This window comes from Pantoea eucalypti (assembly GCF_009646115.1).
Classification (GTDB): Bacteria; Pseudomonadota; Gammaproteobacteria; order Enterobacterales; family Enterobacteriaceae; genus Pantoea; species Pantoea eucalypti.
Window position 1 is genome coordinate 2,770,205 of sequence record NZ_CP045720.1, and the last position, 19,302, is coordinate 2,789,506.

Genomic DNA, 19,302 nt, shown 5'->3' on the forward strand with positions numbered 1-19,302 from the left:
GACCTCACTGACGTTGGTCGTCCACCGTCACGCCTTTTGGCGGTGTGAACGTGAATTTATCCGGGCTGATCGCGCCATTCTGCTGGCTTTTCAGCTGGTAATCGCTGCGCTGACCATCCTGCTCAATCGCGCTGAAGCGGTTAATGGTGCCGCTGGACGTCACCTGAATAGTGAACTGTTTCAGGTTGCCGTCGCTGTTTTTCGGCGTCAGTTCGAAATTGTCACCCTGCTGTTTGATGTTGTATTGCTTCCAGTCGTTTGACTGGTTACGGGCAATCAGCATAAACGGCGTGTTGCTGGTGGCATTCTGCAGCAGGCTGACAGTAGCCTGCTCAACAAACGGGTTGTAGAACCAAAGCGATTTGCCGTCGGAGATGATGATACTTTCGTCCGGTGCGGTCATGTGCCAGTTAAACAGGCTGGGACGTTTTACCCACAACTCACCTTCGCCGTCCTGCACATTGGCGCCGCTGCTGTCGGTCACTTTTTGCGTGAAGCTGGCGTGGAAGCTGCTGACCTTATTCAGGCGCTGCTGCAGATCACTGGAAGCATCAGCCAATACGCTGGCTGAAGAAAAGGTGGCCAACAGGCCCAGAGCGATTACGCGTAATTTCATCTGCTTCAATTCCTTATTTAAACGTTCCCATCGATAACTGCATTAAGCCTGGTCGCCGTTCCGCCATCAGAACAGAAGAAAAAACCGAAAGCTGATTCAGATATGGGGCTTAACCGTATAAAAAACAATGAGCCAGTCGGAACTGGCTCAGTGAGTAGTGTTTCAAAACATTTAACTGCTACATGTCGTGTGGCGGCGGAGACAGGACTTCACGGTTACCATTGTGACCTGGTGCAGAGACAATGCCCTGCGCTTCCATCTGCTCAATGATACGTGCCGCACGGTTATAACCAATGCGGAACTGACGCTGAACGCCTGAAATCGATGCTCGACGTTTATCAACCACAAAGCCGACTGCCTGGTCGAACAGCGGATCGAGCTCTTCATCACTGTCGATGCCACCGGCACTTTCGCTCTCTTCGCCCGCGGTAATGCTGTCGATATATTGCGGACGTCCACGCGCTTTCCAGTCCTGAACCACGGCATGCACTTCCTGGTCACGAACAAAGGCACCGTGCACACGAATAGGCAGGGAGGAGTTTGGCGGCATATAGAGCATGTCACCCATCCCCAGCAGTGACTCCGCGCCGCCCTGATCGAGAATGGTACGTGAGTCAATCTTGCTCGACACGGTAAAGGCGATACGCGTCGGGATGTTCGCTTTGATCAGGCCAGTAATCACATCCACGGATGGGCGCTGTGTTGCCAGCACCAGGTGGATACCTGCGGCTCGGGCTTTCTGTGCCAGACGCGCAATCAACTCTTCAACTTTTTTACCCACTGCCATGATCAGGTCGGCAAACTCATCGACCATTACCACGATGTAAGGCAGTTTTTCCAGGACCGGCGGCGTCATATCCATACTGTCGCCCGGCTTCCAGAACGGATCGGGAATCGGACGGCCCATCGCTTCAGCCTGTTCCACTTTCTCGTTGTAACCTGCCAGGTTACGCACGCCCAGCGCCGACATCAGCTTATAGCGACGCTCCATTTCGCCAACACTCCAGCGCAGCGCATTGGCGGCATCTTTCATGTCTGTGACGACTTCGGTCAGCAGGTGTGGGATGCCTTCGTAGACCGACAGCTCCAGCATTTTCGGGTCGATCATGATGAAGCGAACTTCTTCCGGCGTCGCCTTATAAAGCATGCTGATAATCATGGCGTTCACACCCACAGATTTACCGGAACCGGTGGTACCGGCTACCAGTAAGTGCGGCATTTTCGCCAGATCGGCGACGACAGGCTGACCCGCAATATCTTTACCCAGCACAACAGCCAGCGGTGACGGATTGTCGCGGAATTTAGGGCAATCCAGTACTTCACGCAGATAGACTGTCTGACGATGCTTGTTAGGGAGTTCCAGACCCACGTAAGGCTTGCCTGGAATCACTTCCACCACACGAACCGCAACCGTGGACAGCGAACGTGCTAAATCACGCGACAGGTTTGAAATACGCGCCGCTTTCACGCCAGGTGCCAGGTCGAGTTCAAAACGGGTAATAACCGGGCCAGGCGAGATGCCAACCACTTCCGCTTTCACACGATAATCACCCAGGCGCGACTCAACCAGACGGGCGGTCTGCTCCAGCGAAAACATGTCCACCGGCTCTTCTTCTTCAGGTGGCGCAGTCAGCAGATCCAGTGAAGGCAGTGGTGTAGACGGTTTCTCCAGAGGCTGTTCATGGCGCATCAGGAACGGATGAATCAGGCTGTCATGCAGCGAAGGTTTCGCTTCTTCAACCGGCTGAGCCGGCACGGCGGCTGGCGAACCATAAGCTGGAGCAGAATAAGCCGGAGCCTGAGAAGCCACTGGCGCACCATAAGCGGGCGCAGAGGGTGCTGCAGGCGCTGCATACACAGGCTCAGACGAGGCTGCTGGCGTACTGTAATCTGATTCTGCCGGGATAAAGCGGTCAGGTGCAGGAACCTGAGCCGGAGCCTGAGGTTGTGAAACCTCACTCACCTGCTGCCATGGTTCGTGTGAAACCGCAGGAGCTTCCGGTTCTGGCGTCGCGGCAATCGTAAACAGCGGTTCAGACGGGCCGTCATCCACCAGATCTTTCATCGGTGAAAAATCAAACGCTGAGGCGGTATCAATATTAAATACCGGCTCTTTTTTCACTTCAGGTTCATAGCGCTGTTGCTGCTGCTCGGCGAACTGACGTGCCAGTGCATCCTGATGCTGAGCATCCTGCTCATCTTCCTCGTCCTGCTGCCAGCTGGTGCCATAACGCTGCTGCTGTTCAGACTGGAAGGCCTGACGCAGTTCAGCCTGCTGCAGCGCCTCTTCAGCATCAGGTGCAGCAGAAACTGATCCAGCCGGGGCCGTTTCGCTCTCTTCCGTTTTTGCTTTCTCTTCAGCCATGCGCTGAGAAGGCAATTTAATGCCATAAGAGGCCAGCTCACGACGGGTTGGCAGTTTTACCGGGTTAGGACGCGGTAGCGCCGGTCCGATGCCCTGCTTAACCTGCGGGTTGGGATTGGTTTCAGGGGCTAAATCGAAAACAGGGGCAGTACGCGTGGTCGCCTGGGCCGCAGTGGCAGCGACGGCGGCCGCAGCTGCAGGAGCCGCAGGCATTGCTGGTGTGTCGCGCCAGTTCCCCATTTTAGGTTCATCGTCGTCGTAAGCACTGAACGACGGCGCAGCCGGGGCCTCGTCCGGCATTTCAAAGTGATAAAGCGGTGGTGAGGTCGCAGGTGCAGAAGCACTCTGCGCCGGAGTCGGAGCCGTTGCTGCACCATAGGATGCTGGCGCGCTCTGCACTGCCGCAGGCGCAGGTTGTGCCGTCGGCGATGCTGGCATAGCTGCAGGCGCAGATGCCGCCGCAGAAGGCGCTGCAACAGCGGCAGGCGCAGATGCCGCCGCAGAAGGCGCTGCAACAGCGGCAGGCGCAGGTGTTACCGGAGCGGCCGGCGCGAGCGTCACCTCTGCGGCTTCCGCCGTTGCCGCTACCGCCGCGCTGGTTGCTGCTGCCGCTTTAGCCAGCAGAGGATCCGGCTGTGACGCCGCAGGCTGGGCGGCTGCGCGTGGAGCAGAAAGCAGCACATCTTCCTCCTGATTGGCAGCATGCAGTTCAGGCACATCCGCGTATTCATGCGCGTCCTGCTCGTCATCCTCTTCCTGCCAGGGTTCATCGTGACGTGAACGGTTGCTGGCAAACGTCAGCACGCCCATCACCACGCCACCAATTCTTTCTGCGATGGTGAGCCATGACCAGCCGGTGTAAAGGGTAATGCCCGCCGCCCAGACGCAAAGCAGCATAAGCGTGCCACCCGCTGGACTGAACCAGGGGGCAATCGCATTACTCACCAGGCTACCAATCACGCCGCCTGAGGCGAAGTACCAGATATCATCGGCATTTAGCGCCGCCATACCACAGGTCGTCACCACCAGTGCCAGGACGCCAATTAAGCGCAGCCCGACAGCAAAGTAGTCAAAGTAGTCCTGGCTGTCGCGCTGACGGAAAGCAATCCAGCACAGACCCAGGATGACGGGCGGAATGGCGTACGCCATCACACCAAAGATGAAGAGTAAGGTGTCAGCCAGCCAGGCACCGACGCTGCCGCCGATATTGTGGATAGGTTCATGCCAGGCCGTTTGCGACCAGCTCGGGTCGGAAGGGTTAAAACTGACTAAAGAAACCATCAGGTAGATGGCAAACAGCGCCACCAGAATAAGCAACGCTTCCAGCAGACGACGTCCACTGCTCAGCGATTGTAACGAAACGTCTTTATCTTCTGTATATTCCTGGCTCAAGAGGACTCTCCAGGTGCCTGTAAAGTAAGAAGCAACAGCGCCGGGCGAGCCCGACGCTGATCCTGTATGAATTCACAGGAGTGTACCGAAATCTAACAGGTTTTGCACCTGCCCCGCATCAGCGGGTTTTGATCACCAGTCGATTGCTCTGTTTGACCTCTTCCATCACCACGTAAGTTCGCGTGTCGTTTACGCCGGGCAGGCGCAACAGGGTTTCACCCAGCAACTTACGGTAGGCAGACATATCAGGTACGCGCGTTTTCAGCAGGTAGTCGAAATCGCCGGAAACGAGGTGACACTCTTGAGTTTCCTCAAGTTTTTGCACAGCGGCGTTAAATTGCTCAAACACATCCGGCGCACCACGATTCAGAGTAATCTCAACGAATACCAGTAGCGATGCATCAAGGTAGTGCGGGTTCAACTGCGCGGTATAGCCAAGAATAAATCCCTGACGTTCAAGACGACGCACGCGTTCAAGACATGGCGTAGGCGATAAGCCTACGCGTTTGGAAAGCTCTACGTTTGAAATGCGACCATCTTTCTGAAGTTCATTCAGAATGTTCCTGTCAATTCTGTCGAGATCTTTTCCGGGGCGTTTCTTATTGTCTACCATTATTATTGTCTCTCTTAATTCCTTCCCTTTACCTGCCACGCCCTGAAAACGCTCATTGTTCGGGGCATTTCTGAAGTGAGCTAACAGAGCCTGTGTTCTGAAATCTATCGACATGACGCATATTGTCTGTCCACATCATGCGTCATTATCCATATCAGGCTGCTTTTATTCGGCGTTAAGTGCAAAACAGGCGAGGAAAACCTGTTTTGTTCCGATAAATGTTATTCGCTTCTGATAATGTTTTCGCAAAAGCGCAGGCGATTGTCAAAGTAAAATCACCAAATTCAGGACAAGATGCCAGACAGTTAGCTGGGTATCTGTTTTTAAATGAGTATTTTTGCACTTTTGCACCCATTCAGCCCGAGTTTTGCCCCCTTTTGGCGCATTCGCCAGGCAAAACTGCCGTTCATCGTCTACGCCATTTGCAGCTATCGTTAACAAAATTGGCTAAGCCTTGTCATTGTCGCCGGATATTCCCTACAATCGCAGGCTATGTCAGCCGAATGAAACTGAGGAACGCATGAGTACGGCCAAACACAGTAAGTTACTCATTCTGGGCTCTGGCCCAGCGGGTTATACCGCAGCCGTTTATGCTGCACGCGCCAACCTGAACCCCGTATTGATCACGGGTCTGGAAAAAGGCGGACAGCTGACCACGACCACTGAAGTGGAAAACTGGCCGGGCGACCCGCACGATCTGACAGGTCCATCGCTGATGGAGCGCATGCACGAGCATGCCGAAAAATTCAATACTGAGATCATTTTTGATCACATCCACACGGTGGATCTGCAGAATCGTCCGTTCCGCCTCACTGGCGATAGCGGCGAATACACAGCAGATGCGCTTATCATCGCAACGGGTGCGTCGGCACGTTATCTGGGCCTGCCATCTGAAGAGGCGTTCAAAGGCAAAGGCGTTTCTGCCTGCGCAACCTGTGACGGCTTTTTCTATCGCAATCAGAAAGTCGCGGTGATTGGCGGTGGCAACACGGCCGTTGAAGAAGCACTTTATCTGGCAAACATTGCGGCTGAAGTGCACCTGATTCACCGTCGTGACAGCTTCCGCGCTGAGAAGATCCTGATTGACCGCCTGATGGAAAAAGTGCGTAACGGCAATATCGTGCTGCACACTCATCGCACGCTTGAAGAAGTGGTAGGCGATCAGATGGGCGTGACAGGTCTGACGCTGCGTTCTACCCAGAACAGTGATGAGACGGAAGCACTGGAAGTGGCGGGTCTGTTTGTTGCTATCGGGCACAGCCCGAATACGGCCATCTTTGAAGGTCAGCTGGCGCTGGAGAACGGATACATCAAAGTTCAGTCCGGTTTACACGGCAACGCCACCCAGACCAGCATCCCTGGCGTTTTTGCAGCAGGTGATGTGATGGACCATATCTATCGTCAGGCGATTACCTCTGCGGGCACTGGCTGCATGGCTGCGTTAGACGCTGAGCGTTTTCTTGACGGGTTAGTTAAAAACGATCAGTAAGTTGTTAACCCTCTGATCTCAAATGTTCCAGGCGACGGTTTTTCCGTCGCCTTTTTTATTGCTCTCATGCTAGATTCTTGCGCCTGAAGAGATGGAAATGTCTTTCCATTTTCCCCCATCATCGATATTTATCATGGTCTCGCATGGACAAATCGCGGCAGCAGCATCTTACCCGCTGGCTTCGTCAGCAACGTCGTTTCGCCGGTCGCTGGTTGCGACTCAACACGCTGCTCGGCACGGCGAGTGCACTGCTGATCATTGCCCAGGCCGGTTTACTGGCCTCGCTGCTTCAGGCGCTGATTATTGATCAACAGCCGCGCGAAACGCTGACGGTCAGCATCCTGCTGTTACTGCTCTGCTTTGTGCTCCGTGCCCTGATTAACTACGCCCGCGAACTGACCGGTTACCGTGCCGGGCAGGCTATACGCCAGGCTTTACGACAGCAGGTTCTTGACCGGTTATCTGATCTCGGCCCGGCGTGGATTCAGGGAAGGCCAGCCGGTAGCTGGGCAACGCTGTTGCTGGAACAGATCGAAGAGATGCAGGAGTATTACGCCCGCTATCTGCCGCAGATGACACTGGCAGTCGTGATCCCCTGCTGCATTCTGCTGACCATTTTCCCGTTGAACTGGACGGCAGGTCTGATTCTTTTTGCCACCGCGCCGTTGATACCGCTGTTTATGGCGCTGGCTGGAATGGGTGCTGCCGAGGCCAACCGCCGAAACTTCCTGGTACTGGCTCGCCTGAGCGGGAATTTTCTGGACCGCCTGCGCGGCAGAGAGACGCTGCGACTGTTTCATCGTGGTGAAGCAGAGCAGCAGGCCGTTGCCGCCACTACCACCGATTTTCGCCAGCGCACCATGGAAGTGCTGCGCCTCGCCTTTCTCTCCTCCGCCGTACTTGAGTTTTTTGCCTCGTTAGCGATTGCCGTGGTGGCCGTCTATTTTGGTTTCTCCTATCTGGGCGAATCGCATTTCGGTGCGTATGGCCAGGGCGTGACGCTGTTTGCCGGCTTCCTGGTGCTGATCCTCGCTCCGGAGTTTTTCCAGCCACTGCGCGATCTCGGTGCGTTCTATCACGCCAAAGCGCAGGCGGTGGGTGGTGCCGATGCGCTTGAAGCCTTTATGCAGGCGACGCCCGACGCCGCGCCGCAGAGAGGCCAGCGCCCTTTCACTACCGATCACGCCATCGCGCTAAGCGCTGACGATTTCTGTGTCTGCGCACCTGATGGCCAGGTGCTGTGTGGCCCTCTAACTTTTACCATTGCTGCGGGTGAGCAGATTGCGCTCGTCGGTCAAAGCGGGGCGGGTAAAACGGCACTGATGAACGCTCTGCTCGGGTTTCTGCCCTATCAGGGCTCGCTGAAAGCCAATGGCGTCGAACTGCGCGATATACGACGGAGCGACTGGCATCAGCAACTGAGTTGGGTAGGACAGAATCCTCAATTACCGGCCAGCACCTTGCGCGACAACATCCTGATGAATGCCGCCTGGGACAGCGAGCGCTTTGCAGCACTGCTGGAAGCGTGCGGCATCAATGAGTTCCTGCCGCGTCTGCCCTTAGGCATTGAGACCCCGCCTGGCGATGGCGGTCATCAGCTGTCGGTGGGCCAGGCGCAACGGGTCGCGGTTGCACGTGCACTCTATAAAACCTCACATTTTTTGCTGCTTGATGAACCGGCAGCCAGCCTGGATGCACTCAGCGAACGCCATGTGATGCTGGCGCTGAACGAGGCGGCAGATCGGCAGACCACACTGATGATTACTCATCAGATCGATACGCTAAGCCGCTGGCAGACCCTCTGGGTGATGGAAGCGGGTAAGCTGGTCCAGAAGGGTAACTGGCAGCAGCTGTCACAACAGCCAGGTGCCTTTAGCGAGATGCTGAAGCATCGCCAACAGGAGATCCGCTGATGTCCGCCTTGCGTCCTTTTCTTCGTCTCTGGTTGCGCCACCCTTTTCGCCTGACGCTGGGCATCGTGCTGGCGATTGTTACCCTGCTGGCCAGCATTGGCCTGCTGACGCTCTCTGGCTGGTTTCTGGCCGCCTCCTCAGTGGCCGGTGTCGCGGGTCTCTATACCTTCAACTACATGCTGCCTGCGGCGGGCGTCCGTGGCGCAGCCATCATTCGCACCGCCGCACGCTATGCTGAACGGCTGGTCAGCCACGATGCAACGTTCAGGGTGCTTCAGCATCTGCGTGTCCATACGTTCAGCCGTCTGATGGCCCTTTCTCCCGGCCAGCTCTCGCGATTCCGGCAGGCGGACCTGCTCAACCGCTTTGTGGCTGATGTCGATACGCTGGATCATCTCTATCTGCGCGTCATCTCGCCACTGCTTGGCGCTTTTATCGTGAGTGTCGTGGTGACCTTCGGGATGAGTTTTATCAATTTTCATCTGGCACTGACGCTGGGCGGCATCATGTTGAGTACGCTGGTACTGATGCCAGCCCTGTTTTATCGTCTGGGATCGCCGGCAGGTGTTGCCATTGCCCAGGGCCGTGCCCGCTGGCGTTTACAACTGATGCAGTGGCTGGCGGCTCAGGCTGAACTGACATTGTACGGTGCCTCGCAGGGATGGCGACAGCAGCTCGATGAAGATGAACAGCGCTGGCAGCAGGCACAAAGTCAACAACAACGCTTACAGGCCGCCGCACAGAGTCTGCTGCTGCTGATCAGCGGTGTAACGGTCACTCTTCTGCTCTGGCTGAGTGCCGCCACCATCAGCGAACAGCAGTTACCCGGTTCGCTGATTGCGCTGGTGGTGTTTTGCGCCCTGGCCGCCTTTGAGGCGCTGGCACCGGTAGCAGGCGCCTTCCTGCCTATGTCACAGGTGATAAGCGCCGCTCAGAGAGTCAATGACATTATCGACCAGTCTCCTGCGATCACTTTCCCGGCACATTCCGAGGCCCGACCGGGACCTCTTTCGATCGGGATCGATCAGCTCGACTTCAGCTATCCCGACCGTCGGGATAAGGTGCTAAACCGTTGTACTCTCTCGGTAGCAGCCGGTGAGCATATTGCGCTGCTGGGGCCGACCGGCTGCGGAAAATCAACATTGCTGGCGCTGTTAACCCGTGGCTGGGAGAGCCAGCATGGCGTTATCCGTTTAAATGATCGGCCGATTCGCGACTGGTCAGAACCCGCGTTGCGCCAGCGCATCAGCGTGGTAACGCAGCGGGTTCACCTCTTCAGCCAGAGCCTGCGCGATAATTTACTGCTGGCTTGCCCTGATGCCAGTGATGAGCAGTTAACTCGCGCACTCAACGACGTCGGCCTGCAGCGCCTGCTTGAAAATCAGGAAGGCCTGAACGCCTGGATGGGGGAAGGCGGTCGCCCGCTGTCAGGCGGCGAACTGCGCCGGCTGGCGCTGGCGCGCGCATTATTACACGATGGCGATCTCTGGCTGCTGGATGAACCTACTGAAGGGCTGGATGCCACTACCGAGCAGCATATTCTGACGCTGCTCCAGCAGTTGACCGCCGGGAAGACGATGATCATGGTCACGCATCGTCTCAGCGGCCTGGAGCTGATGGATCGCATCTGCGTAATGGATAATGGTGCCATTGTTGAACAGGGTAGCCATGCGGAATTAATCTCAAAAGCGGGCCGCTACTGGCGTTTCCGGCAGCGGATTGCGTTATAGTCATAGCGAAATGCTGATGAGTAACGCAACGCGATGAGACTGGTACAACTGTCACGGGAATCTCTGCAATTTCCCCCACCTGAAATGGCACTTCGTGAGCCAAATGGCTTACTGGCTATGGGTGGGGATCTCTCCCCTGCCCGGCTGCTAAATGCTTATCAGTGCGGCATTTTTCCATGGTTTTCCCCCGGCGATCCCATCCTCTGGTGGTCACCCGATCCCCGAGCAGTCCTGTTGCCCGAGCAGTTTCACCTGAGTCGTAGCATGAAACGCTTTCACAGCCGTTCACCTTATCGGGTAACGATGAACGAGTCATTCGACGAGGTGATCGAGGGCTGCGCTACCGGTCGCGAAGAAGGCACCTGGATTACTTTTGAAATGAAGCGCGCCTGGTTGCGATTGTATGAGCTGGGCCATGCCCACTCCATTGAAGTGTGGGATGAACATCAGCTGGTGGGTGGCATGTACGGGCTGGCGATGGGGCAAATCTTCTGCGGCGAATCGATGTTCAGCCGTCAGCAGAATGCCTCTAAAACCGCACTTTGGGTATTTTGCCAGCATTTTATCCGACATCAGGGCCGTCTGGTGGATTGCCAGGTGCTTAATCCCCATACCGCGTCATTAGGCGCGCAGGAGATCCCGCGCGCTGATTATCTGCAATATGTACAAAGCCTTGCCAGTCAGCCGGTCAGCGATGGATGCTGGCAGACACAAACGCTTTTTTAGTGCTACTGAGATGTTTTGCACACATAAAGGCGCATAAGTGGTATAATAGTCGAGTTTGGTATGTCGTCCGCGCTTCGCAATAACGAGCCGGAATTGCCAGGCTGGGAATCTCAACGCACTCTCGGAACTGTTTTCAATCGTGCGCGTGTTACCGGTTGATACAGATTCTTAGCCCGCTAATCCCCTGCAGACGCCACCATAAACACCCTAATTTTACCGGATGCACGTAACTGACGTGCACCCCGGCAAAGCGTTGGCAAAATCGCCGACGGTTCTTTACATAAATCGTTGAATTGGGCATTATCTTGCCGGTTCAACTGAAAGGTAGTACACCCAGAGGATTCGATGGCCAAAGAAGACAATATTGAAATGCAAGGTACCGTACTGGATACGTTACCTAACACCATGTTCCGCGTAGAACTTGAGAACGGACACGTGGTCACTGCTCACATCTCCGGTAAAATGCGCAAAAACTACATCCGCATCCTGACGGGTGACAAAGTGACCGTTGAGTTGACCCCGTACGACCTGAGCAAAGGCCGCATTGTCTTCCGTAGTCGCTAATTTGCAGTAACTTCATCGCTCTGCATGTTGAAGCGATAAAAAAGGCCGGATATTCATATCCGGCCTTTTTCACATCTGCAGCAAGTGATTAGTGCACAGTGCCTTCGGTTTTGCGTTTCTCAGCACTCAGGAAGTGATAGGTCAGTTCACCTTTCTCACGATCCAGCGCAACAGATACTGAGCCACCATCCACCAGCGAACCAAACAGCAGTTCATTGGCTAACGGTTTCTTCAGGCTGTCCTGCACGGTGCGCGCCATCGGACGTGCACCCATCGCTTTGTCATAGCCCTTCTCAGCCAGCCAGTCGCGCGCTTCATCACTGACTTCCAGCGACACACCTTTCGCATCCAGCTGCGCCTGCAACTCGACAATAAACTTGTCGACCACCTGATGGATCACCGCTGGTGACAGGTGACTGAACCAGATGATGTTGTCGAGACGGTTACGGAACTCTGGCGTAAAGATCTTTTTGATCTCTTCCATCGCATCGGTGCTGTTGTCCTGATGAATCAGGCCAATCGACTTACGTTCCGTCTCACGCACACCGGCGTTGGTGGTCATCACCAGCACCACGTTGCGGAAGTCCGCTTTGCGACCGTTGTTATCTGTCAGCATGCCGTTATCCATCACCTGCAGCAGCAGGTTGAAGACATCCGGGTGCGCTTTCTCGATCTCATCCAGTAACACCACCGCATGTGGATGCTTGATCACCGCATCCGTCAGCAGACCGCCCTGATCAAAACCGACGTAGCCCGGAGGTGCACCAATCAGACGACTGACGGTGTGACGCTCCATGTACTCGGACATATCAAAACGCAGCAGCTCAATACCCAGCGCTTTCGCCAGCTGCACAGTCACTTCCGTTTTACCCACACCGGTTGGCCCGGCAAACAGGAAGGAACCAACTGGCTTGCGATCCTGACCCAGACCGGCGCGGCTCATTTTGATCGCTTCCGTCAGCACCTCAATGGCTTTGTCCTGTCCAAACACCAGCATCTTGAGCCGTTCGCCCAGATTTCTCAGTGTATCGCGATCGGTTGCTGACACACTTTGTTCAGGAATACGGGCAATGCGGGCCACCACAGTTTCAATGTCAGAAACATTGATGGTTTTCTTACGTTTGCTGGCAGGCATCAGGCGCGCACGCGCACCCGCTTCATCAATCACGTCAATCGCCTTGTCAGGCAGATGACGGTCGTTGATATATTTCACTGCCAGTTCCACCGCTGCACGCACCGCTTTCGCGGTATACCGCACATCATGGTGGGCTTCATACTTGGTCTTCAGGCCGCTCAGGATCTGCACGGTTTCTTCAACAGAAGGCTCAGTGATATCGATCTTCTGGAAACGACGCGCCAGAGCACGATCTTTTTCGAAGATGTTGCTGAATTCCTGATACGTGGTAGACCCCATTACCCGAATCTTACCGCCAGAAAGTAACGGTTTAATCAGGTTCGCTGCGTCTACCTGGCCACCTGATGCCGCACCCGCACCAATGATGGTATGGATCTCATCAATAAACAGAATGCTGTGTTCGTCCTGCTCCAGCTGTTTCAGTAGCGCTTTGAAGCGTTTCTCAAAGTCACCACGATATTTGGTGCCTGCCAGCAGTGAACCAATATCCAGCGAGTAGATAGTGCAATCTTTCATCACTTCCGGTACATCGCCCTGCTCGATACGCCAGGCGAGACCTTCTGCGATAGCCGTTTTACCGACACCGGATTCGCCCACCAGCAGCGGGTTGTTTTTACGGCGACGGCACAGCACCTGAATAGTACGTTCCAGCTCTCTGTCGCGACCAATCAGTGGATCAATCCCACCGACGCGAGCAAGCTGATTAAGATTGGTGGTGAAGTTTTCCATACGATCCTCCCCGCCTGCTTGCTCTTCGTTAACCGGGTTTTCAGCGCCTGGCGCCTGGCCCGGTTCGTCTTTGCGCGTACCGTGAGAGATGAAATTCACCACATCAAGGCGGCTGACTTCATGTTTGCGTAACAGATAGGCCGCTTGCGACTCCTGCTCGCTGAAGATGGCGACCAGCACATTCGCCCCGGTGACTTCACTGCGACCGGATGACTGGACATGGAAAACCGCGCGCTGCAGAACGCGCTGGAAGCTGAGCGTTGGTTGAGTATCACGCTCCTCCTCACTGGCAGGCAGCACCGGTGTGGTTTGTTCGATGAAGGCTTCGAGTTCCTGCCGCAGAGCCACCATGTCCACCGTACAGGCTTCCAGTGCCTCTCTGGCCGACGGGTTACTGAGCAATGCCAGTAACAGATGCTCGACGGTCATAAACTCATGACGGTGCTCACGCGCTCTGGCGAAAGCCATATTTAAACTGAGTTCCAGTTCTTGATTGAGCATTAGGCACCTCCCCCAATTATCGCCCTTACCTGTTTCCTATATGGAGACGGGCTCAGGCTTTTTCCAGCGTACACAGCAACGGATGATGGTTTTCCCGCGCATAATTGTTCACCTGGGCCGCTTTTGTTTCGGCGACTTCTGCAGTAAATACACCACAGATCGCCTTGCCGTGATAGTGAACTTTCAACATCAGCTGCGTTGCACGTTCAACATCATAAGAAAAGAACTTTTGCACGACGTCAATAACAAATTCCATAGGTGTATAATCGTCATTATTCAGAATGACTTTATACATAGAAGGCGGCTTTAACCCTTCACGTACTTTGTCTTCGGCCAGATGTTCAAAGTTAAGCCAGTCGTTTGTGTTTGCCATAGTGTTCCGTTGAGATTTTGCTTTTAGCCTTTAAGTGGCTACATGTTGAGAGTTTAACATGCCTGTCAAGCTGCGGGCCGCTGCTGAAAATTTATTCAGAAATAACCTTGCGCGACCTGCATCACAAAATTTGCAATAGCGTTAACTGCCTCAAATTTTGATGATTTTTTCCCCATCCGGCCCGGTGGTTTGCTTGACGCCAGCGGCGCTTTCTCTACATTCTACCTGCACAGGCTGATTGAGTTTTAATCAAATCCGACTCACAGCTTCAAAGACCTCACCTACTTATAAAATGTCTTGCGAGGGAAGTAAAAGCATGGAGACGGGCACCGTTAAATGGTTCAATAATTCCAAAGGCTTTGGCTTTATCTGTCCGGTTGGTGGTGGCGAAGATATTTTTGCGCACTACTCCACCATTCAGATGGAAGGCTACCGAACGCTAAAGGCAGGCCAGCAGGTTCAGTTCGATGTGCATGAAGGTCCGAAAGGCAATCACGCCAGCCTCATCGTGCCGGTTGTTGAGGTACAGGCCGTGGCCTGATACTGAACCCACCTCTGTACAGAGCCCTAAAAATGCCAGCCAGTGCCGCTGGCATTTTTCATTTTTGACAGGCCATGTTTGACAGGCTTAGTCCGCCTGACCCTGCGCCAGCCCAATCACCCGGGCAAACATCTGCCGCATTAACGGCGGGATGGCTTCCGGCCCGCGTTCCGCCGCCGATGTCGCCACTGCGATCGCCAGTTCCGGCTTGGAGCTCTGGTGAATCGCTTTGGTAATAATACGCCTGGAACTCATCGGCGCGTTTAACGGCAGGTGCGCCATTTGATGATAAACATCCTGAAACCCCTGGTGATAGAGAAAGTTTTCCATATCCAGCGCGGGTAACTGCGTCAGAAAACGCGGCTCAGGATCACCCGGCTGTAACTGCGTGCGCGCCGTGCTGGCATATTTATTACCCGCCTGATCGCCATCTGTCAGCACGTGCCAGGCGATCCCCATGCGTCGGGCAAATTTCAGCAGCGGCTTCAGGCCCGATTGCGCAAACTCAATCACTTTCACCCCTTCCGCCGCGAAGTTGTAACCACACTGCTGCGCCAGCTCATTCATAATCCAGACCTCGGTTTCACCTTCGACCAGCAGCCAGCAACGGGCAAACAGGGCCGCCGGTCGATTGACGCGAATATGAAAGCCGATACGCCGACTCTCTTCGGCACTCAGACCTTCCGGACCGATGCGCCAGGCTGCTACGCGTGAGGACTGACGCACCAGACGGCAGACGTTTTCTACCGGCACCTGCGACAGCAGTTCAGCTGAATTGGTCGTGACGATTTTCTGTAGCGGCAGCAGCTTCAGCAGGTTCCAGGCCACGGACAGCATAATCGGATGCAGGCGGGTTTCCGGATCTTCAATCAGCAGCAGCGGCCGCGCACCGGCAGCTAGCGGAACGTCGCCTCGTGCTTCGATCAACAGGGTAAACATCTGCAGCAAAATCAGCTGACGGCTGCGGGAGTCAGTTCCGGCAATCAGCTGATTCAGATGATCCAGCGCCCGCCATCCCTGCACCCCATCGCGCATCTGCGGATCCCGTGACCGGGCCTCACTGCCTGCACCAGGCGGTTGCACCAGAAAATAGTGCTGCATCAATTGCTGCATCGTCTTGAGGCCCTGTCTCAGCACCTCATCGCTGAGTTGCTGAGGATGTTGCTCCAGATCGCGCGCCAGCGTCTCCATGCCCGCCAGCAGCTCAGGATGGGGACCGGTCACGGGCGCACGGTTCCGCGTTCGCTTGCTGAAACGCGCGTCGCGCAACCGCAATACCGGATAACGCGTCAGCAACAGGTCGATTGCGTCCGCACAATTCTGCTCAGGCAACAGCTGGGCATTTACGTCAACGAAACGGCGACGGGTGTCGATGCCGCCGTCACGCCAGGTGGCGCTGACGCTGTAATAAAGCCGACGCTGGCCCTGCGCATCACGCTGCCAGAAGGTCGAGAGCACCGCGTCCGGATCGCTTCCGTCATCCCGAAAGTGGAACACCACTGAAATACGGCGCATCGGATCGGTCACATCACCCGGTGTAAAATGGAAATCCGCCCCAGTAAAAACATAGGCCGGTTCATGAGGAGAGAGCAGCAGGCTCATGACATCCAGCAGGCTGGATTTACCCCAGGCATTCTCACCAATCAGCAGAGTGGTGTGCGTTAAAGGCAGTGAGAGCTTATTGATACCGCGGAAGCCGCGAATGTCGATATGTTCCAGAATCATAGGCGTCCATCCTCAGTTTATAGACAGCATGGTTGTCGCCCGCGCGCCGGTCAAGCCGCTTTATCAGGGTTTACTCCGTTATGCTTTTTCGCTAGCGTGTGACCTCTTCTCCCAGGGATGGCAATGATATGTACTCCGGACTTCTGATTATTCTGCTGCCGCTTATCGCAGGCTGGCTGTTACCCTTCCGTAAAACCGCCACCCTGCGTCGGGTAAATCAACTGCTGGGCTGGATGGTTTACGTCATTCTGTTCTTTATGGGCATCAGCCTGGCCTTTCTCGACAACCTGAGCAGCAATCTGCTGGCCGTTTTTCATACGGCTCTGGTGGCGGCGTTCTGCATTCTGCTGTGCAATGTACTGGCGTTGCGCGGGCTGGAGAAATATGCACCGTGGCAGCATGCGCACCGGCAGGAGAAGCTTCCCTCGCGGCTGCATATGGCACTGGACTCGCTGAAGCTATGTGGCGTGGTTGTCATCGGTTTTCTGCTAGGTCTGACCCAGTGGTCACTGCTGCACCACGCCTCGACGGCCAGTGAATATGCGCTGATCTTCCTGCTGTTCCTCGTGGGGATTCAGCTGCGCGGCAGTGGAATGACTCTGCGTCAGATTATCCTGAACCGTCGCGGTCTGCTGGTTGCCAGTGTGGTGCTGGTCAGCGCGCTGGCAGGTGGCATGATCGCGGCATTACTGCTGGGTGTTCCGCTAAAAACCGGTCTGGCGCTAGCCAGCGGCTTTGGCTGGTACTCTCTCTCTGGCATATTGATGACCGAAGCTTTTGGCCCGGTCATTGGCAGCGCCGCCTTCTTCAACGATCTGGTGCGTGAACTGGTCGCAATCATGCTGATCCCCGCGCTGATTGGCCGTCATCGTTCCAGCGCGCTGGGGCTGTGCGGTGCCACCTCAATGGACTTTACCCTGCCGGTACTGCAGCGGGCGGGCGGCAACGAGATTGTCCCTGCCGCTATTGTGCACGGTTTTGTGATGAGCCTGCTGGCCCCGATTCTGATCGCCCTCTTCTCTGCCTGAATTCGGTCTGAGATGTGCTGAGCTCTGCCAGCGCATTTTTTCACGCCTGCTTTTCTGCCGTGTCGTCTACGCTTCTTTTTTCGATTCTGGTCACGTCACTCTTCATGGCGGGCCGACAAAGGAGAAGATCATGAAACAAACCGTGGCGGCGCTGGTCGCCAAAACGCTGGAAAGCGCGGGCGTAAAACGCATCTGGGGCGTCACCGGAGATTCCCTTAACGGCCTGAGCGATAGCCTGAATCGCATGGGCACTATTGAATGGATGCCGACACGCCATGAAGAGGTCGCCGCCTTTGCGGCGGGTGCGGAAGCGCACATCAGCGGCGAACTGGCGGTCTGCGCCGGCTCCTGCGGACCAGGCAACTTACACCTCATCAACGGCTTGTTCGACTGCCATCGTAACCGCGTCCCGGTGCTGGCGATTGCGGCACACATTCCCTCCAGCGAAATCGGCAGCGGTTATTTCCAGGAAACTCATCCCCAGGAGCTGTTCCGCGAATGCAGCCACTACTGCGAGCTGGTCTCGAATCCTGAGCAGTTACCGCAGGTGCTGGGCATCGCGATGCGCAAAGCCATTCTCAATCGCGGTGTCTCAGTCGTGGTGCTGCCGGGTGATATCGCCCTGAAACTGGCGCCAGAAAGCGCCCGCACTGAGTGGTATCCACCGCAGTTGCCGCAGGTCCTGCCTCAGCCAGCCGAACTGACCCGGCTGGCACAGACGCTCAACGACGCCTCTGACATCACGCTGCTGTGCGGCAGTGGCTGTGCCGGTGCGCATCAGGAGGTGGTGGCGCTGGCAGAAGCGCTTAAAGCGCCAATTGTGCATGCGCTGCGTGGCAAAGAACACATCGAATATGACAACCCTTATGATGTTGGCATGACCGGTCTGATCGGTTTCTCATCCGGCTTCCACGCCATGATGAATGCCGGGACGCTGATATTGCTGGGCACCCAGTTCCCCTATCGCGCATTCTATCCGGAAAACGCGAAGATCATTCAGATTGACATCAACCCGGGCAGCCTGGGATCGCATTGTCATGTCGATGAAGCGTATGTCGGCGATGTGAAAAGCACGCTGCAGGCGCTGCTACCGCAACTGACGACCAAAAGCGATCGCAAACATCTCGACAGTGCGGTTAAACACTATGGCGAGGCGCGCAAAAGTCTCGACGAACTGGCGCAGCCCAACGACAAACAGCCAATTCATCCGCAATATCTGGCACAGCAGATCAGTCACTACGCCAGCGATGACGCTATTTTTACCTGCGATGTCGGCACCCCAACCGTGTGGGCGGCGCGCTATCTGAAGATGAACGGCCGACGTCGCCTGCTGGGTTCGTTTAACCACGGCTCGATGGCGAATGCGATGCCACAGGCGCTGGGTGCGCAGTCGATCGATCGCAATCGTCAGGTTGTCGCGCTGTGCGGCGACGGCGGCTTCAGCATGCTGATGGGTGATTTTATCTCGCTGGCGCAGCTGAAAATGCCGGTGAAACTGGTGATTTTCAACAACAGCGTGCTGGGCTTTGTGGCGATGGAGATGAAAGCGGGCGGCTATCTTACCGACGGCACCGAGCTGGAAAATCCTGACTTTGCCGCTATCGCCCAGGCCTGTGGCATCCGGGGTATCCGGGTGGAAAAGGCCTCTGAACTCAATGGTGCGCTGGAGCAGGCATTTGCCCACGATGGCCCGGTTCTGGTGGATGTGATTACCGCCAAAGAGGAGCTGGCAATGCCGCCGCAGATCAAAATGGAGCAGGCCAAAGGCTTCAGTCTCTACATGCTGCGCGCCATCATGAATGGTCGTGGTGACGAGGTGGTAGAACTGGCGAAAACCAACTGGCTACGGTAAAACAGAGGTT

Annotated in this window: 14 protein-coding genes; 8 read left to right on the plus strand and 6 right to left on the minus strand. The window is 55.6% G+C overall.

Annotated elements, in window-relative coordinates:
* Positions 1–4: 4 nt before the first annotated feature.
* From lolA to lrp, 3 genes are all read right to left on the minus strand, one after another.
* On the minus strand, positions 5–616 hold the full coding sequence (lolA, locus tag EE896_RS12960; protein ID WP_003849334.1) for an outer membrane lipoprotein periplasmic chaperone LolA: 612 nt from the start codon (positions 614–616) through the stop codon (positions 5–7).
* A 178-nt stretch (positions 617–794) separates the two neighbouring features.
* A complete protein-coding gene (locus EE896_RS12965) occupies positions 795–4,373 on the minus strand; it encodes a DNA translocase FtsK 4TM domain-containing protein (protein WP_140915844.1) in 3,579 nt (1,192 codons plus the stop codon).
* 118 nt (positions 4,374–4,491) lie between these two features.
* Positions 4,492–4,986, minus strand: a complete 495-nt coding sequence (gene lrp, locus EE896_RS12970) for a leucine-responsive transcriptional regulator Lrp (RefSeq protein ID WP_006118610.1) — start codon at positions 4,984–4,986, stop codon at positions 4,492–4,494.
* 520 nt (positions 4,987–5,506) lie between these two features.
* Here lrp and trxB point away from each other — a divergent pair.
* From trxB to infA, 5 genes are all read left to right on the plus strand, one after another.
* Positions 5,507–6,475 (plus strand): thioredoxin-disulfide reductase, encoded by a 969-nt coding sequence (gene trxB, locus EE896_RS12975; protein ID WP_003849329.1) that lies wholly within the window; start codon positions 5,507–5,509, stop codon positions 6,473–6,475.
* Positions 6,476–6,618: 143 nt separating this feature from the next.
* Positions 6,619–8,388, plus strand: a complete 1,770-nt coding sequence (gene cydD / locus EE896_RS12980; RefSeq protein ID WP_140915843.1) for a heme ABC transporter permease/ATP-binding protein CydD — start codon at positions 6,619–6,621, stop codon at positions 8,386–8,388.
* Positions 8,388–10,118, plus strand: coding sequence for a heme ABC transporter ATP-binding protein/permease CydC (gene cydC / locus EE896_RS12985; RefSeq protein WP_110411579.1), 1,731 nt, complete (start codon positions 8,388–8,390; stop codon positions 10,116–10,118). The genes cydD and cydC overlap by 1 nt, the downstream gene beginning before the upstream one ends.
* A gap of 33 nt (positions 10,119–10,151) precedes the next feature.
* Entirely contained in the window at positions 10,152–10,844 is a 693-nt protein-coding gene (gene aat / locus EE896_RS12990; protein ID WP_003849322.1) for a leucyl/phenylalanyl-tRNA--protein transferase, read from the plus strand.
* A gap of 345 nt (positions 10,845–11,189) precedes the next feature.
* Entirely contained in the window at positions 11,190–11,408 is a 219-nt protein-coding gene (infA, locus tag EE896_RS12995; protein ID WP_002211347.1) for a translation initiation factor IF-1, read from the plus strand.
* Positions 11,409–11,496: 88 nt separating this feature from the next.
* On the opposite strand, the gene clpA is transcribed toward infA, so the two are convergent.
* Together clpA and clpS are read right to left on the minus strand one after the other, a co-directional pair.
* A complete protein-coding gene (clpA, locus tag EE896_RS13000; protein ID WP_003849320.1) occupies positions 11,497–13,773 on the minus strand; it encodes an ATP-dependent Clp protease ATP-binding subunit ClpA in 2,277 nt (758 codons plus the stop codon).
* Between the two features lie 52 nt (positions 13,774–13,825).
* Positions 13,826–14,146 carry an ATP-dependent Clp protease adapter ClpS gene (gene clpS, locus EE896_RS13005; protein WP_003849318.1) on the minus strand — a complete coding sequence of 107 codons (321 nt, stop codon included), beginning with the start codon at positions 14,144–14,146 and terminating at the stop codon, positions 13,826–13,828.
* A 316-nt stretch (positions 14,147–14,462) separates the two neighbouring features.
* Between clpS and cspD the strand changes: the two genes are divergently transcribed.
* Positions 14,463–14,687 (plus strand): cold shock-like protein CspD, encoded by a 225-nt coding sequence (cspD, locus tag EE896_RS13010; protein WP_003849316.1) that lies wholly within the window; start codon positions 14,463–14,465, stop codon positions 14,685–14,687.
* Positions 14,688–14,774: 87 nt separating this feature from the next.
* On the opposite strand, the gene EE896_RS13015 is transcribed toward cspD, so the two are convergent.
* Entirely contained in the window at positions 14,775–16,412 is a 1,638-nt protein-coding gene (locus EE896_RS13015) for an ATP-dependent nuclease (protein WP_078804219.1), read from the minus strand.
* Positions 16,413–16,540: 128 nt separating this feature from the next.
* On the opposite strand from EE896_RS13015, the gene EE896_RS13020 reads away from it, so the two are divergent.
* Both EE896_RS13020 and poxB read left to right on the plus strand, forming a co-directional pair.
* Positions 16,541–17,440, plus strand: a complete 900-nt coding sequence (locus EE896_RS13020) for a LysO family transporter (protein WP_003849311.1) — start codon at positions 16,541–16,543, stop codon at positions 17,438–17,440.
* A gap of 130 nt (positions 17,441–17,570) precedes the next feature.
* Positions 17,571–19,292 (plus strand): ubiquinone-dependent pyruvate dehydrogenase, encoded by a 1,722-nt coding sequence (poxB, locus tag EE896_RS13025; RefSeq protein ID WP_003849309.1) that lies wholly within the window; start codon positions 17,571–17,573, stop codon positions 19,290–19,292.
* Positions 19,293–19,302: the final 10 nt, after the last annotated feature.

What these genes read in the sequence shown, in the direction of transcription:
- clpS (WP_003849318.1), bottom strand. Translation starts at nt 14,146, where the DNA reads ATGGCAAACACAAACGACTGGCTTAACTTTGAACATCTGGCCGAAGAC.
- EE896_RS13015 (WP_078804219.1), bottom strand. Translation starts at nt 16,412, where the DNA reads ATGATTCTGGAACATATCGACATTCGCGGCTTCCGCGGTATCAATAAG.
- trxB (WP_003849329.1), top strand. Translation starts at nt 5,507, where the DNA reads ATGAGTACGGCCAAACACAGTAAGTTACTCATTCTGGGCTCTGGCCCA.
- clpA (WP_003849320.1), bottom strand. Translation starts at nt 13,773, where the DNA reads ATGCTCAATCAAGAACTGGAACTCAGTTTAAATATGGCTTTCGCCAGA.
- poxB (WP_003849309.1), top strand. Translation starts at nt 17,571, where the DNA reads ATGAAACAAACCGTGGCGGCGCTGGTCGCCAAAACGCTGGAAAGCGCG.
- EE896_RS13020 (WP_003849311.1), top strand. Translation starts at nt 16,541, where the DNA reads ATGTACTCCGGACTTCTGATTATTCTGCTGCCGCTTATCGCAGGCTGG.
- cydD (WP_140915843.1), top strand. Translation starts at nt 6,619, where the DNA reads ATGGACAAATCGCGGCAGCAGCATCTTACCCGCTGGCTTCGTCAGCAA.
- aat (WP_003849322.1), top strand. Translation starts at nt 10,152, where the DNA reads ATGAGACTGGTACAACTGTCACGGGAATCTCTGCAATTTCCCCCACCT.
- cspD (WP_003849316.1), top strand. Translation starts at nt 14,463, where the DNA reads ATGGAGACGGGCACCGTTAAATGGTTCAATAATTCCAAAGGCTTTGGC.
- infA (WP_002211347.1), top strand. Translation starts at nt 11,190, where the DNA reads ATGGCCAAAGAAGACAATATTGAAATGCAAGGTACCGTACTGGATACG.
- lrp (WP_006118610.1), bottom strand. Translation starts at nt 4,986, where the DNA reads ATGGTAGACAATAAGAAACGCCCCGGAAAAGATCTCGACAGAATTGAC.
- lolA (WP_003849334.1), bottom strand. Translation starts at nt 616, where the DNA reads ATGAAATTACGCGTAATCGCTCTGGGCCTGTTGGCCACCTTTTCTTCA.
- cydC (WP_110411579.1), top strand. Translation starts at nt 8,388, where the DNA reads ATGTCCGCCTTGCGTCCTTTTCTTCGTCTCTGGTTGCGCCACCCTTTT.